This is a genomic window from Chitinophaga filiformis (genome assembly GCF_900102545.1).
GTDB lineage: Bacteria > Bacteroidota > Bacteroidia > Chitinophagales > Chitinophagaceae > Chitinophaga > Chitinophaga filiformis.
This window is the reverse complement of the sequence record NZ_FNBN01000001.1, coordinates 560,448-574,465: the sequence shown is the minus strand read 5'-3', so window position 1 is coordinate 574,465 and position 14,018 is coordinate 560,448. Positions and strand designations below refer to the sequence as shown.

Here is a 14,018-nt window from a genome sequence, read left to right as displayed (position 1 = left end):
AATACAACTTGTTGATGAAAAACCCACATTACCTGTTCTTATTTACGGCCCTGGCCCTTGCTGCATGTAATTCGGGAGCGCAAAAGGCTGGTATAGCCGAGGACTCTACTGCTATTAAAGCGATCGACTCTGCCGGCCTGGCAAAGGATATTACCGTGCTGGCTTCTGACGAATTCCAGGGCCGTAAGCCCTTTACTATCGGGGAAGAGAAAACGCTCGCCTACCTCATAAAACGGTGTAAGGAAATAGGATTGCAACCGGGGAATGATACCAGTTACCTGCAGGAAGTGCCCATGGTGGAAATCAAATCCGTACCGGAAGGAGATCTGCGTATCTCCGGTAAAAAAGGTGAGCTGACACTCAGCTACCTCGACCAATACGTGGCCGGTACCAAACATGTACAGGAAAGGGTAGCCATCAATCATTCAGAAATGGTATTTGCCGGTTTCGGTATCGTGGCGCCGGAGTATAACTGGAATGACTATGCCGGATTAGACGTAAAAGGTAAGACAGTAGTGGTGATGGTGAATGATCCCGGCTTTTATGATAGCACCCTGTTCAAAGGCAAGACCCGTACAATGACCTATTACGGTCGCTGGACCTATAAATTTGAAGAAGCAGCCCGGCAGGGTGCCTCCGGTATCCTGATCATTCATGATGTATTACCCGCCAGCTATGGCTGGACCGTCGTACGCAGCGGCTGGTCAAAACCTAAACTGGACCTGCAGACGCCCGATGATAATAAGAGCCGCGCTACCATCGAAGGATGGCTGACCCTGGAATCCGCTAAAAAGCTGTTCGAGCTGGCAGGCGTATCCGATAGCATCATGAACCAGGCTAAACGCCCCGGCTTTAAACCCGTGCCCTTAAATGTGGCTGCATCGCTCGCATTGAAGAGCACCATCCGGAAATCTGTTTCTCACAACGTGGCAGCTCTATTGCCAGGTACAGACAGGAAAAATGAATATATCATCTACTCCGCCCACTGGGATCACCTGGGGGTAGGAGAAGCCGTAAAAGGCGATTCTATCTATAATGGGGCGCTGGATAACGCCTCCGGCGTGGCAGGCCTCCTGCAACTGGCAACTGCCTTCTCTAAGCTGAAACAGGCGCCTAAACGCTCAATATTGTTCCTCGCATTAACAGGTGAGGAACAGGGGTTGCTGGGTTCTGAATACTATGCGGCACATCCCATCTACCCCATAAAATCAACTGTGGCAGATATCAACATGGACGTGCTGAACTTTTTCGGGCGTACCAAAGACATTACGATCATCGGCAAGGGGCAGTCTGACCTGGACGACTACGCAGCCAGGGCGGCAGAGAAACAGGGACGCTTCCTGATACCAGAAGCGAATCCTTCCGGTGGATGGTTCTTTCGCTCCGACCATTTCAATTTCGCTAAGGTGGGTATCCCCTCATTGTATCCTGGTAGTGGCAATAAATCCCTGGAGCACGATTCTGCCTGGGCGCCCGAGCATATCGCCGCCTACGGACGGGATCATTATCATTCTCCCTTTGACCAGATGGATCCAAGCTGGGAATTGTCAGGTATGGTGGAAGATCTTCGTTTCCTGTTTGATGTAGGCGTGACCTTGTCGAACGAAGATAAATTCCCGCAATGGAAGGAAGGTTCTGAATTCAAGTCGAAACGTTAAAGCCCGATATATAATTGGATAATCCGGAAGCAGCTCTGAAGCACGCTTCCGGATTTTTTATTTGCACCACAATGCATTTCGTTGATTGCTTTATGCTCCCATCAGCTGCTGTATACTAAACGGCGGCTGTGCCAGGAAGTCATACGTCTTATTCCCATAATGGAACAGGTTAGGATGCTGTTTGTCAGAAAATCCCCGTTTGATAGCAATAAAAAGGTCGTTATAATTACTGATCTCCTCCTTCATCACCTGCTGCACCTTTGCGGTGAACATGCCGTTACCCCATACTTCCATGGCCAGTTCATCATCCTGGCAGGCCCCAAACTGCACAACATAAGCGGCTATATCTGCCGGACCCGCACTGAGCTGCGCCTGTATGCCATCATATTCGCTTTTGTGTTTATTGTAGGTACGCATCAGCACATCCAGGGGCGCTACACGGCTACGGGTATAGGTAGCAGGATCCAGTGCCGCGCCGATAATCGGTTCTGCTGCTCTGGCCACAGAGCCGGAATGACAACTATCAGAGAATATCAGTATACGTACACCAGGTTTGAATTTACTGAAACATTCAAACAGTTCATCGTCAATCAGCTGCCGGTCGTACAGGCACCAGGTTTCATCAAAGCCATCCATCTCTCCGAAGTTGTTGGTTTCATCCTGGTTGGCGTCTATGATAGAACCGCCATGTCCTGAATAGGTGAGCAGCAGTATATCGCCGGATTGCAACTGATTGGCTGCATTCTTTAAGTGCTGCAGTACATTCTGAGAAGTGGCCTCCTTAGTCAGCAATGAGTAAATGGATTGGAAACCTGCCTTTTCAGCGATCGCTTTATAAACTGCCGCGTCGTTCTCGCAGGCAAAGAGTTCTCCGTTCCAGCCTTCATAGCTGTCGGGGTTAACTGCATTCAAACCGATATGAAGTGCATAGCCTTGGGGTGTCATTATTGGATGCTTTTTAGTTTGTTAATATTGCTGATGTTAAACTGATCTGGTTTGCTCTTTACATCTTTGATACTGTCAGAGAAAGCAAGAATATGATTGATGGTCTTTCTGACTACATTAGGCGGGATCTGTAACCTGCTGGCCAGGTCATTCACATTAAGATCATCATTCAATTTTTCAATGTAATACAATAGTGTGCTGACAGTCTGGGATTTCAACAACCGTTCGCCTATTTCTTCAGGCGTCGTTTCATCGCCAATGATCCTTTCCACCACATTGAAGATGCCGTCTGTCCACCAGGCCCCCGGAGTAGCCTCTTCCACCTGCTTCTTTGCTGCAGGAAGAGGTTCCGGCAAATAGGAGGTCCACACCATATCACAATAAAGCTTATCAGTGATATCTTCCAGTAAACTATCATCTACAATAATATCCGGATGTTTGATAGACGCCCTGATCACCGCCCGCACGCCTGCCAGGAACATACAGGGCTGACTGAGCGTAACTTCAGGGATAGGGTCTTTGTAATACTGCGCCGCCATTACCTGTAAAGCTTTGACATCGGGCGTGTCCTCACCCAGTAGAGCGGGAAGGTCTTGGGCAACATTCCTGAACAACAGCTCATTGTCGGTTTCAGGACTGCTGAAATAAACATATGCCGCCAGCAGTCCTTTCATGGGAGAAGCCCACTGCCCCTTCTCAAACTCCAGCAGTACTTTTTCCGGCAGGTAATAAACACCATTATGGAATTTATGACGGAGTCCGTCTATACGGTAATTGCCTTCGTCATTGTCGATAAACCCGTGTTTACGGGGCGCAATAAACACGCTCATGGATGGAAAGATGGGGCCATATCCGAAGGTGAGAAAGACCTGTGTCTGCCAGTATTTATCGGAAAGTCCCTGCAGACTGGCACTGCTTTTAAATACCTGCAGTGGAATTTCTCTCGGGGGAATATCATTCGCTCCTCCGTCCTCACTGTTAAATTTATGCCCACTATAATGCAGGTAATAGGTACCTATGGGCAGTACAGCATGAAAGGCCATCCAGCCGGTATCTGTGTCCTCCCGAATATTGTCACCCTCCAAACGATACAATACCTGCCTGTCTGCATCCAGCAATGAGAATCCATTTCCGAGTGAATGCTGTTCCGTGTTCAGTTCTTTTCGTTTGTCAAGGTCAGTATACCGGAAAAACAGAAAGATAGCACCACCCTCAGTAGTGCCTGTCTGCACAGTAGGTTCCAGGCTGCAATGCTGTGCGTTGTGGGTATAATACTCATGTGACGATTCAAACCGGTCGGCCACCAGTGAAGAATATACCGGAGGCGTAGGGATCTCGTAGTTGGTATCTTCCGTAAGCCGGACATGCTCTTTAATGATGTTGCCATCCAGCTTGAGCGTGATGCTGTAGAGCCCCTGCGGCAGGTTAAGGTCCAGTTTCTCGTATCCTCTTGCGATATCCTCGAGAAAACCGTTATACACCGTGAGATGCGCAAAGTCCGACATCACGCCAACGGCGCTAACGGTTAGTTTAAAGGTAGGGGCATTAGAATTCATAAATCATAGTTTTAAGGGTACCATCGATGGTGATAAATGAAGACCTTTTGGAGATTTTATCTGTTATCTGGTGATAACCTTTGCCCAGCGGGATCAGCCAGGACTCTCCCGCCTGTACAAGGCCTGATTTGATATTACTCAGGTCGGGACCGTCCAGGGAGATGTCGCCACCAGTCTTGAATTGTATCGTTAACACAGTACCGGGTGTTCTGCCGGTTTTATGGATCACATAATCCAGCCCGTAACTGTTATTGCGGATGTCAGACCGTACAGTTTGTGTCTGATTCTTTTCCTTGGCATAGGATTCGGTTTTCTCCCGTACATAGTCCAGGAAGCTGGTAATAGTGATATCGCCGCTATTATTCACAGCACCACCATTCAGTGCTTCCAGTAAGGCTCTGGAGAAGTACCCGTGTACCTGCAGATTGCCGTTTGCATTCATCATGCCTTCCCAGGCAGGATTTTCATACTCTGAGGCATACATGACCACTGCCATGGTATTGGCGCCTCCGGGTCTTGCACCGCCCAGCATGGAATGCAGTGGCTTGGTATTTATCTTCCTGTCGCGGCAACAGTCCAGGAAGAAATACACTTCCTTAAAAAGGTCCTTTTCCACCAGCAGATCCAGGTAGGCTTTGGAGGAAAGGGCGGCATTATAAAAGCTGGGCGACCATATAGGCAGGCACATACCGTTCACCTCCCAGTTGGAGCCAAAGCCATGACCGGAGAAATAAAAGTATAGACGGCGGGCAGGTTTCGCCTCTGCCAGCTGAATAATGTCTGACAATGCCTTATCGATGGCCAGCTGGTCAGGCATGGTACTACCGGGAGCAGAAGGAATAAAGAAGACATGCTGCGGATGGAGATTGCCGCCATCTGCTTTGATCAGCCAGTTCCTTAAGCGGCAGGCATCAGTAACCGGTGCGTTTAACTGAGCTAAGCTCGCATAGTGGCTTACCCCGACAATGATGGCGTAATCCTGTTCATTGACAGGTAGTCCTTTGATCAGGTTCTCGTTCGTTACCTCTTCACAAGGCCCTGTGGTGGGAGGTAAAGGTGCTTCGGATACAAGTGGCTTGGGGCTCATGGGGTCATTTTTTTACAATTTGAATAATGGTTGCGCCGCATGGGAGGAAATACCAGTACGGTCTGCATAAAGTCATATATACGTTACGCTGGGGTATGTTTGATAAAAGCGTGCTGTTAAAAAGTGTCAGTCTATATATCTTTCAATGCCGGTTTCTTTGGGGTACGTATTCTGAATATAAAATTAAACTACTGATATGATGTTAACAAGTTTAATTGACATATTATAGTGGTTTATGTATTGAAAATAAATTAGTTGTGAGGGGTGGCCCGCACATACGCTACTCGGACAGTGTTCGAACAAGCATCGAACAAGCGTCGAACAAGCGTCGAACAAGTGTTATGATCAATCCAACGTAAAAAAGTATCAAAGTAATAGTATTTTAACCGAAAAGCCGGGAGAGAACAAGCAAAGAAGAAGCAGAGAATAAGCAGAGAAGATGCAGAGAACAAGCAGTTGCCACCGTTGGTATCATGCCGGGCGTTGTTTGGGTGCGGTGTTCATCGTGAGTATCATTGTTCGCATTGTTGTTGATGTGGTGGTTTCCCACCGTTGTTGGGGTGCGTACGCCGTTATTCCGGTCGTTGTTCGGCGTGATTTCCATCGTTGGTTGGGGCGCACCATTTCCCCGATGCAACGCGGGGAGGTGTCATGACCCGTGAGAGAACAAGCAGAGACCAGGCAGAGAAGATGGAGAGAACAAGCAGATACGAACCTGGCCCGTAACGTTAAAAGGGGGGAACAAACAACGTGACCCCTACGGGGGCAACATACAGGAGTTCATCCTGAAGGCAACGGGAGGTAACGCACATAAGATATACGGGTGTTTTTCCCGTGTTAAAACTTCTTTATCCCGTATTTGTTATAGTCGTGTTGTAAATCCGTAGAGGCGTTCTAAATTGTGCCTGTTAATAACCTCAATCACAATTTAAAACCCCACAACATGGCAACAACAACTACTACTGCCGCCAGTTTCTTCAGAGAAGCATTCCCACGGGTAACCCTGGCAAAACGTAACGCGTTACGTAAGGGCAAAAAGGTGCCGTATATGTTAGCTGAAGACTGCATTATTAAGTACATTTCCGTAATGTCAGATCATGGATTCAAAACTGAGGCCGGCCTGACTTTCTCCTGCAACGGGTTGCTTTCCCGTAAAATAACCGTTTCGGAAGATTTTATCGAGGAAGAGGTAACCGAATTTCTGGAAGAGGCCAGGGCTGCGTTTGCGATTTCACATCCTGGCAGACCGGTAATGACAAGACTCATCTTTGGTATCTACACCGAAGAATTACTTAATGATTCCCGCATCGGCCTCACTGAAGCTGAAAAAAATGAGAGGAGAGAGCGGGTGACCGTCTTTATTGTTCCATATGTACTGCCAGTAGATGAAGAAATGCCGGCATTAAGGGCCGTGGCTCCATCTGCGGAGAAAGCCATGTTCTTCGGCCCTGGCGATTTCGTTTATGACTTCGGTGGTCTGCAACCCTAATAAGATATGACTATAGACTACTTTCAGTACTTCCAATTGTTAAGCCTCCTGGTAGCCATCATCTGCTACAGGGGGCTTAACGCCTGTAACCTTGTGCTGTTCATCCCCCTGCTGTTGCTCACCAACATCATTGAGCTGGTAGGAAATAACTACCGGCTACTCGGCTGGACGCATAATTACGGCATGTACAACTGGTATATTATTTTGTCAACCCCCATCAATCTTTACCTGTATGCTCAGATGCTTAAGATCAAAAAAAATGAAAAGCCCGTTTATGTGATCATTGCCGTCCTGTCCATGCTGTTTATCATCCTGAACTATATTTTCCTACAGGGGCCTGACCAATTCAACAATATTTCTGTTGTTTTGATTGAAATCCTTAATATTGTTTTCTCTTGTTTCGTGTTACTGCGATTGGCTTTTAGAGGCGATGTGCTGGTAAGTATATTCAGAGAGCCTTATTTCTGGATCAGTGCCGCCAATTTGCTGTTTGGCCTCATTACCTTAGTGCTGCTTGGATTGCAGCAATATATCAGAAGTTATCATATTGTGATCGGTAAGGATAGCCTGTATCATGCTATTTTGCCTGTGGTAAATATTATTCTCTATTCCTGTTATAGCCTGGCGTTTATTTTATGCAGGATGCAAATAAACAGATCATCATCATCATTATTGCAGTAATAGCTGTATTGCTGTTTCTGGGTATTTTATTTCTGATAATGATCTGGGCATATAACAACAGGAAGCAACAGGTGGAAGTCGAAAAGCTGCAGATGAAACACGATTTTGACAGGCAGCTGCTGCAATCCACATTAGAGATCCAGGAAGAGACGTTTAACAACATCAGCCAGGAATTGCACGATCATGTAGGACAGCTACTCAGCCTTGCCAAGGTGCAGTTAAATATCATGGAGCAGCGCGCAGAACAGCCACCGGGCAGTCTGCAGGAAGTGAAAGATACAATAGGACAAGCCATGACCATCCTGCGGGACATTGCCAAGGGACTTAGCACAGAAAGAGTGCAAATGTTTAGCCTTGCGGGCAACATTGACCAGGAGGCCGAACGGATCAACAGGAGCGGAGCCACGCATGTGGTTTTTCAGCTGGAAGGTACAGAAAGACCAATGGAGGCACAGGGAAAACTGATCCTCTTCAGAATTATACAGGAAGCCTTGCAGAACGTTCTCAAACATGCCGCCGCCGCAGAAGTGATTATCACCTGTAAATACATGACAGACCTGCTATATGTCAGTATCTGCGATAACGGCACAGGCTTCAACGTAGAAGAAGCCCTCAGCAGAAAGAACGGATTAGGGTTGCAACACATTACCAGTAGAGCCGCCGTATTGGGAGGGCTTGCTAATATCACCAGCAGCACCGGAAAAGGAACAATCATTACCATCACCATACCCAATGTTTGAATTATAACCATACACCATGCCTGATACAAAATATATCGCCATTGTTGATGATCATACGATGTTCCGTAAGGGACTATCAATCCTGATCAACCTCTTTCCTGCTTACGAGGTATTATTTGAAGCAGCTAACGGTAAAGAACTGATCGATAAAATTGATCCAGACCGCTTACCCGACATTGTATTACTGGACGTAAACATGCCCGATATGGACGGCTATGCCTCAGCAGAATGGCTGCGGGTAAACTATCCGGATGTAAAAGTACTGGCGCTAAGCACTATGGACGCAGAGACCGCGATCATAAAAATGATCCGCCACGGCGCCAAAGGTTACATCCTCAAAGACGCGGAACCAGCCGAGTTAAAACAGGCATTTGACGAAGTACTCACCCTGGGTTACTATTACAATGAGCTGGTCACAAGAAAGGTCATGCAATCTATCAATCACCTGATAGATGAGAAGTCGCCATTGAATGCCATTGTAAAACTGAGCGACCGTGAAATGGAATTCATGCGACTGGCCTGTAGCGAAAAAAGTTACCAGGTCATTGCAAAAGAAATGTTTGTAAGCGAGCGTACTGTGGATGGTTACAGGGAAGCCCTATTCAAAAAATTGAATGTATCCACGCGTGTCGGCCTGGTATTGTATGCTGTGAGGAACAATCTGGTGGTGTTGTGAAACGATTGGAGTAATTTGCAGAAAATGCTCACGTATGAACGGACGACCAGGCCTCAGTATTATTGAATCAATCAGGAAACGACCAGTCATGTACCTGGGAACCACCAACAGTTACGGTATCCGCCGGCTGTTGAAGATCGTGATATCAGAATACCTGGAAAGCGTCACCGGCATCAATACAATAGAAGTTACCTTTAACCCTGACAATCACATCAGTATCGTCATATCCGGTCTGTCAACAGACGAGCTGGAGCATGAAATAGCCCTGCTGCATCATGTCACATCCCCTAAAAATTTCAAGGTCGGCATACTGATAGGATTCAGCAATGTATTCCTCTTAAGGATAGTCGCCAATCCTGACAGACACGTACTGGCCGCCCAAACGGGTAAATATGAGCTCTCCACAGCCCCCAGTTCTCCGGAAGAAACAAATATCATCAAGCTGGATTTTCAGCTGGACGAAGAAATATTCAAAGACAGCCACGTCTCCTACATACCCATGAACATTATGTTCCAGCAGCTGGCCTACCTGAATGCCGGCTTAAAGATCATCAGTGTAGATAACAGGGGAGAACTGCAACGAAACGTCTTCTACTACAAAAAAGGATTAAAGGAACTATTCAACAACGTACTGGAGAAACACGATTATGGCAAAAAGGATTCCTGGCTGGCCATGGAAATAAAGACAGCCATCAACGGTTACATCTATCACATCATCTTCAGATATCATTACATCTACACCAATTATCCCGAGCCCTACATCCGGTCTTTCGCCAACAATGAGAGCACCAAAGCAGGCGGCTCACTCGTTGACGGTGTCTTCAAAGGACTACAGGATGCATTTAAGGCAATTGGAGAAAAAGAAGGCGTAGAACTAAAAGCCCCCAGAAAAAAAATAGGCAGGCAACTGGTCTTAATGGCATCCGTCAAAGGTGAGCCCCTTGAATACGGCGGCAGCACCAAAGACAAACTGGATATGCCCACCCTGAAAAGTGATGTACGTAAATATGTCGGAAAGGTCGTCTACAAGCACCTGATAGCGCACGCAGGAGACAGGAAAAGAGTATTGGAGCGATTCAAGAAGGATTAAGAGATGTAAGAAGTAATTAAGAAAGATAAGAAGTAAGAGAACAAAAAGGGTAGGAAGACAAAAAAGGTAAGTGACAAAAAATCAGGGAAAGCAGGAAAAGCAGGGGAAAACAGGGAAAGCAGGAAAAGCAGGGAAAGCAGGGAAAGCAGGAAAGGTAGAAAAGGTGGAAAGATAAGAATGGTGAAACGGCACTAACAGCAACAACAGCAAGAAAATATTAATGAAAGGTCCCAAAAAGATTGACGGCTAACTATAACCGTACGTCCCGAGCAGCGGCCGTTTTCAGGTGGGAAGTACTGGCCTTAGTTATTTGAAGTGCTGATACGCCAGACAGGGGTTTAATAAACAACCCAATGCCCGATGCGACCCACTAAAGCTCCATACATAGGAACTTCAAAGAACTACAGCCAGTACTCCCACCTGAAAACGCGGCAAACCGCCATCAAACCAAGTCGCGGCAAACTGCCATCAAACCAAGTCGCGGCAAACTGCCATCAAACCAAGTCGCGGCAAACTGCCATCAAACCAAGTCGCGGCAAACCGCCATCAAACCAAGTCACGGCAAACCGCTATCAAACCAAGTCGCGGCAAACCGCCATCAAACCAAGTCACGGCAAACCGCTATCAACCAAACCGCCATCAAAAATTATTTCAACAACGCAACTATCTTCTTAAATATCTCCGTATTCTCATACACCCCTCTGAAATCCAACGAATGCGGCCCATAAGCAAACACCGGCACCATCACTGCACTATGATCATTACTACTGAAATGCCCATCAACATACCCTTTAGAGATATTCCCATCCAGCAAAGACAATCCGCCCGTCTCATGATCAGCGGTCACGATCACCAACGTATGCCCATCCTCATCCGCAAATTTCATCGCCGCTCCAATCGCCTCATCAAAATCCATCATTTCAGTCGCAACGTACGGCAGGTTATTCACATGCCCGCCATAATCAATCTGCGCTCCCTCCGCCATGATAAAGAACTTCTGACGCAATGTAGCAATACTCTTTTCCAGGGAATGAGCGAGGAAATTCCCCCTGCCACCCATCATAGGAAGCTCTGCGCGTTTATCCAATACCAGGTATTTTGAAGCGTGCAAGGTATCCAGATCTTCCAGTCGCGTGCTGAAGAAGTAACCTTTCTCCTGCAGCAGCGCAGGCATATTCAAACCATCTTTACGCTGGTTGAAATGTTTAGCACCACCACCGATCATAATGCTGACAGGACTGGAAAGGAAATTGGCAGCAATAGTATCTTCCAGGGATCTCTCCGGTACGTGGCCATAGAAGGCAGCAGGTGTAGCATCCGTAATATCTCCGGCGCTGATAAGAGCACTCTTATAACCCTTAGGCGCAATAACATCCGGGATAGGATTGAGGCGTACACCAGTATTATCCACACCAATGTAACGGTTGTTAGTCTTCTGCCCAGTAGCCATGGCAGTACCGCCAGCCGCTGAATCCGTGATATAACTATCAGAAGAATAAGTCTTCGAAAAACCAATATTACGCATCTGCAAGAGGTTCAGCTGACCGCGGTTACCCGTGAATCCAGCATAGATCTGCGCCAGTCCCATACCATCACCGATCAGGAGAATAACATTATTCACCTGGGTAAGGCTGTCATTATTCACATAACGGGCAGGATAAAGTGTATGCGGAGCAGCAGAGCCATCGTATTCGAGACTTTTCCTGTTAGTAAGGAACGTAGCCAGATCTTCTACGAAATCAGTACCGATGTAATTAACGCCCATGTTCATCAGCGTCTTCCAGGTATTCACATTATCTGCCGTGCCCCAGAAACGCACTTTCTTGCCAGCCTGGTGAGCGCTGTCGATCCAGTGCTGCATTTTCTCCCGCTCAGCTTTCACGATCAGTCCTTTGCCATTCCAGTTAGTGAAGACTTTCACGTCAACACTATACATAGGAATGCGTTTTACCTGTGCCGCAGTGTATTTCAATTCCCTTTTACCATCAAAATGAATATAAGAAGGATATTGGTCCCACAGCGCAGGAACCGGCTGATCACCACTGATGGTGATAACGATAGTCGGTGCTTTAGTGATCTCAGGATAGCGTTCCAGTATATTCACCAGGGCTTTTATTGTAGGTACGCCGACAGTCTTAAAATCGATCATCAGCTGTAAAGTATCCTTACTATTTTTAAAAGCAGTACCGCCGTTTTTACGGACCTGCTCCTGTAAAGGCTGCAGATATAACTTCTCCAGTGTACGTTCCGGACGGATATCTTCTTCATTATGTGCCACCAGCAATTGTCCGTTCCGCTCGTAAACATCTGCCTCTATAGAACCATAATGACGGTAATAAGCTGTCAGAAAAGGAATAGGATGCTCATAATCATTGTGGGCATGCGCACTCAGCGTGGTATAGGCGCTGGTCTGCGCTCCCGCGGTCAGGGCCACGAGAAGAGAGAGGGAAAGAAAGGTCGACCTAAGCATGTGTTCTCGAATATTTAAGCATTAGACAAAAAATTAGGAATTAAGTTCCGGAATATTAATACTCCTGGTTCTTAATTCCTAATTATTAAATTGAAAAGATATTATTCCCAGCCGGCATTCTGTTTTACAACACCGTTGCTGCTGGTCACTTCACTTCTTGGCACCGGCCATACGTTGTGGATAGCAGGATTGAAGTTACGTGCAGGCCATATTTCAGCGCCGCTGAAACCATGTAATGGTTTTGCATATGCAGCCTGTGCATCACCCCAGCGTACCAGGTCGAAGTGGTGGTTAGCCCATTCGCCGGCCAGCTCGGAACGGCGTTGTTTTTTCAGCTCAGTCATGTCTGCATTGGTCACATCAGTCAGACCAGCGCGATGTCTGATCATATTGATCTCTTTATCCGCATTCTTACCCTGCATTAATTCTGCTTCCGCTTTGATGAGCAGCACTTCCGCATAACGGATCAGTGGCAGGTTCAGGTCAGTAGTAGGATGGTCTCCGTTAGGGCTCAGGTGTGCGCCGGCAGCATAGGAGAATGGCTCCATATACTTGCGGAACTGGTAGCCTGAAAGGCTGTTGGTAGAAGCGTATGTCCTTGCTTCTCCATAGAAGGTGAATGCGTCGCCTGGTTTCAGGATAGTGGCTTCCCTTCTTTTATCGCCGGCTTCGTAAGAGTCATACAGTTCTTTGGTAGGCATATAATATCCCCAGCCATTGTATTTACCCCAGCCTTTGTTTTCCAGCATTACGCCTGGCAGGATGCTTCCCCAGCCGCTTGGGCCTTGTGAGTTGGAGTATACTGACCAGATATATTCGCTGGTCCAGTTGTTGGCAATGGTGAATACATCTGCGAAGTTGTCTAGCAGTTTATGTTTGCCGCTCAGGATCACTGAATCTGCATATTTCTCAGCATTAGCATAATCCTTTTTGTACAGGAACATTTTGCTGAGGAATGCATAGGCAGCGGTTTTATGCGGACGGCCATACAGGTCGCTGGTGTATTCATCGAAATAAGGCAACAGAGAGGTAGCTTTCAGCAATTCCTTTTCTACGTAGTCATATACCAGGTTCACGTTCGCAGCACGCGGAATTGGCTGGTCGCCGGTGAGGCTGTCGCGTTTTACAATAGGCACACCCGCACGGGCGTCACCATAAGTGTAAGCCAGTTCGAAGTACATCAGACCACTGAAGAAATATGCTTCACCGAGAATACGGTTCTTCAGGTTTTGATCCATGTTAATGGAAGGCACATGCATGATCACATCATTAGCGCGTTTGATCACGATGTATCTCATTTTCCATTGACCTTCGGTATAAGAACCACCAATGAAATTGCTGTTGAAGTTTTTGATGTTATCACCTTCTGCTTTCACACGACCGGTTACCATATCATCACTGGCATTGATGAACCACCAGTAGCCACGGCCGTAGAAGTTCTCATCATCAAACAGGTTATACATAGCATTGGCGCCGGCGATAGCGTCTGTTTCGGTTTGCCAGAAGTTACCAGTAGTAGGCGCTCCTTCGGGCGTAATGTCCAGCTTTTTATTGCAGGCCGCCAGCAGGGAAAGACCTGCCAGGGAGAGGGTGATATTTTTTATTAGTTGCTTCATTATAATCGTC

General features: G+C 47.0%; 11 protein-coding genes. 6 read left to right on the top strand and 5 right to left on the bottom strand.

The features are described from left to right. The first annotated feature begins 14 nt into the window (after positions 1–14). On the top strand, positions 15–1,658 hold the full coding sequence (locus BLR32_RS02370; RefSeq protein WP_089828634.1) for a M28 family metallopeptidase: 1,644 nt from the start codon (positions 15–17) through the stop codon (positions 1,656–1,658). Between the two features lie 90 nt (positions 1,659–1,748). Here BLR32_RS02370 and BLR32_RS02365 read toward each other — a convergent pair whose 3' ends face one another. Genes BLR32_RS02365 through BLR32_RS02355 form a run of 3 tightly spaced genes read right to left on the bottom strand, consistent with a single transcriptional unit; the run spans position 1,749 to position 5,246 of the window. Beyond that, positions 1,749–2,603: a caspase family protein gene (locus tag BLR32_RS02365; RefSeq protein WP_089828633.1), complete on the bottom strand. Its 855-nt coding sequence runs from the start codon at positions 2,601–2,603 to the stop codon at positions 1,749–1,751. Next, positions 2,603–4,159 carry a hypothetical protein gene (locus BLR32_RS02360; protein ID WP_089828632.1) on the bottom strand — a complete coding sequence of 519 codons (1,557 nt, stop codon included), beginning with the start codon at positions 4,157–4,159 and terminating at the stop codon, positions 2,603–2,605. The genes BLR32_RS02365 and BLR32_RS02360 overlap by 1 nt, the downstream gene beginning before the upstream one ends. Further along, positions 4,149–5,246, bottom strand: a complete 1,098-nt coding sequence (locus BLR32_RS02355; protein ID WP_089828631.1) for a caspase family protein — start codon at positions 5,244–5,246, stop codon at positions 4,149–4,151. Before BLR32_RS02355 ends, BLR32_RS02360 begins: the two co-directional genes overlap by 11 nt. Positions 5,247–6,189: 943 nt before the next feature. On the opposite strand from BLR32_RS02355, the gene BLR32_RS02350 reads away from it, so the two are divergent. Genes BLR32_RS02350 through BLR32_RS02330 form a run of 5 tightly spaced genes read left to right on the top strand, consistent with a single transcriptional unit; the run spans position 6,190 to position 9,922 of the window. Further along, positions 6,190–6,735 (top strand): hypothetical protein, encoded by a 546-nt coding sequence (locus BLR32_RS02350; protein WP_089828630.1) that lies wholly within the window; start codon positions 6,190–6,192, stop codon positions 6,733–6,735. Positions 6,736–6,741: 6 nt separating this feature from the next. Beyond that, complete coding sequence (locus tag BLR32_RS02345; protein WP_089828629.1) at positions 6,742–7,416, top strand: hypothetical protein; 675 nt, start codon at positions 6,742–6,744, stop codon at positions 7,414–7,416. Continuing rightward, complete coding sequence (locus tag BLR32_RS02340) at positions 7,371–8,156, top strand: sensor histidine kinase (RefSeq protein ID WP_089828628.1); 786 nt, start codon at positions 7,371–7,373, stop codon at positions 8,154–8,156. Before BLR32_RS02345 ends, BLR32_RS02340 begins: the two co-directional genes overlap by 46 nt. A gap of 16 nt (positions 8,157–8,172) precedes the next feature. Further along, a complete protein-coding gene (locus tag BLR32_RS02335; RefSeq protein WP_089828627.1) occupies positions 8,173–8,832 on the top strand; it encodes a response regulator transcription factor in 660 nt (219 codons plus the stop codon). A 34-nt stretch (positions 8,833–8,866) separates the two neighbouring features. Then, entirely contained in the window at positions 8,867–9,922 is a 1,056-nt protein-coding gene (locus BLR32_RS02330; RefSeq protein WP_089828626.1) for a DNA topoisomerase subunit B, read from the top strand. A 646-nt stretch (positions 9,923–10,568) separates the two neighbouring features. Here the strand turns inward: BLR32_RS02330 and BLR32_RS02325 are convergent. Continuing rightward, positions 10,569–12,392, bottom strand: coding sequence for an alkaline phosphatase (locus BLR32_RS02325; protein ID WP_089828625.1), 1,824 nt, complete (start codon positions 12,390–12,392; stop codon positions 10,569–10,571). Between the two features lie 101 nt (positions 12,393–12,493). Continuing rightward, the gene (locus tag BLR32_RS02320) at positions 12,494–14,008 is read right to left on the bottom strand and encodes a RagB/SusD family nutrient uptake outer membrane protein (protein ID WP_089828624.1); all 1,515 of its coding nucleotides are present in this window, start codon (positions 14,006–14,008) and stop codon (positions 12,494–12,496) included. Positions 14,009–14,018 lie beyond the last annotated feature (10 nt).

Coding starts and splice junctions, on each gene's coding strand:
- BLR32_RS02370 (WP_089828634.1), top strand. CDS start 15: ATGAAAAACCCACATTACCTGTTCTTATTTACGGCCCTGGCCCTTGCT.
- BLR32_RS02365 (WP_089828633.1), bottom strand. CDS start 2,603: ATGACACCCCAAGGCTATGCACTTCATATCGGTTTGAATGCAGTTAAC.
- BLR32_RS02360 (WP_089828632.1), bottom strand. CDS start 4,159: ATGAATTCTAATGCCCCTACCTTTAAACTAACCGTTAGCGCCGTTGGC.
- BLR32_RS02355 (WP_089828631.1), bottom strand. CDS start 5,246: ATGAGCCCCAAGCCACTTGTATCCGAAGCACCTTTACCTCCCACCACA.
- BLR32_RS02350 (WP_089828630.1), top strand. CDS start 6,190: ATGGCAACAACAACTACTACTGCCGCCAGTTTCTTCAGAGAAGCATTC.
- BLR32_RS02345 (WP_089828629.1), top strand. CDS start 6,742: ATGACTATAGACTACTTTCAGTACTTCCAATTGTTAAGCCTCCTGGTA.
- BLR32_RS02340 (WP_089828628.1), top strand. CDS start 7,371: ATGCAGGATGCAAATAAACAGATCATCATCATCATTATTGCAGTAATA.
- BLR32_RS02335 (WP_089828627.1), top strand. CDS start 8,173: ATGCCTGATACAAAATATATCGCCATTGTTGATGATCATACGATGTTC.
- BLR32_RS02330 (WP_089828626.1), top strand. CDS start 8,867: ATGAACGGACGACCAGGCCTCAGTATTATTGAATCAATCAGGAAACGA.
- BLR32_RS02325 (WP_089828625.1), bottom strand. CDS start 12,392: ATGCTTAGGTCGACCTTTCTTTCCCTCTCTCTTCTCGTGGCCCTGACC.
- BLR32_RS02320 (WP_089828624.1), bottom strand. CDS start 14,008: ATGAAGCAACTAATAAAAAATATCACCCTCTCCCTGGCAGGTCTTTCC.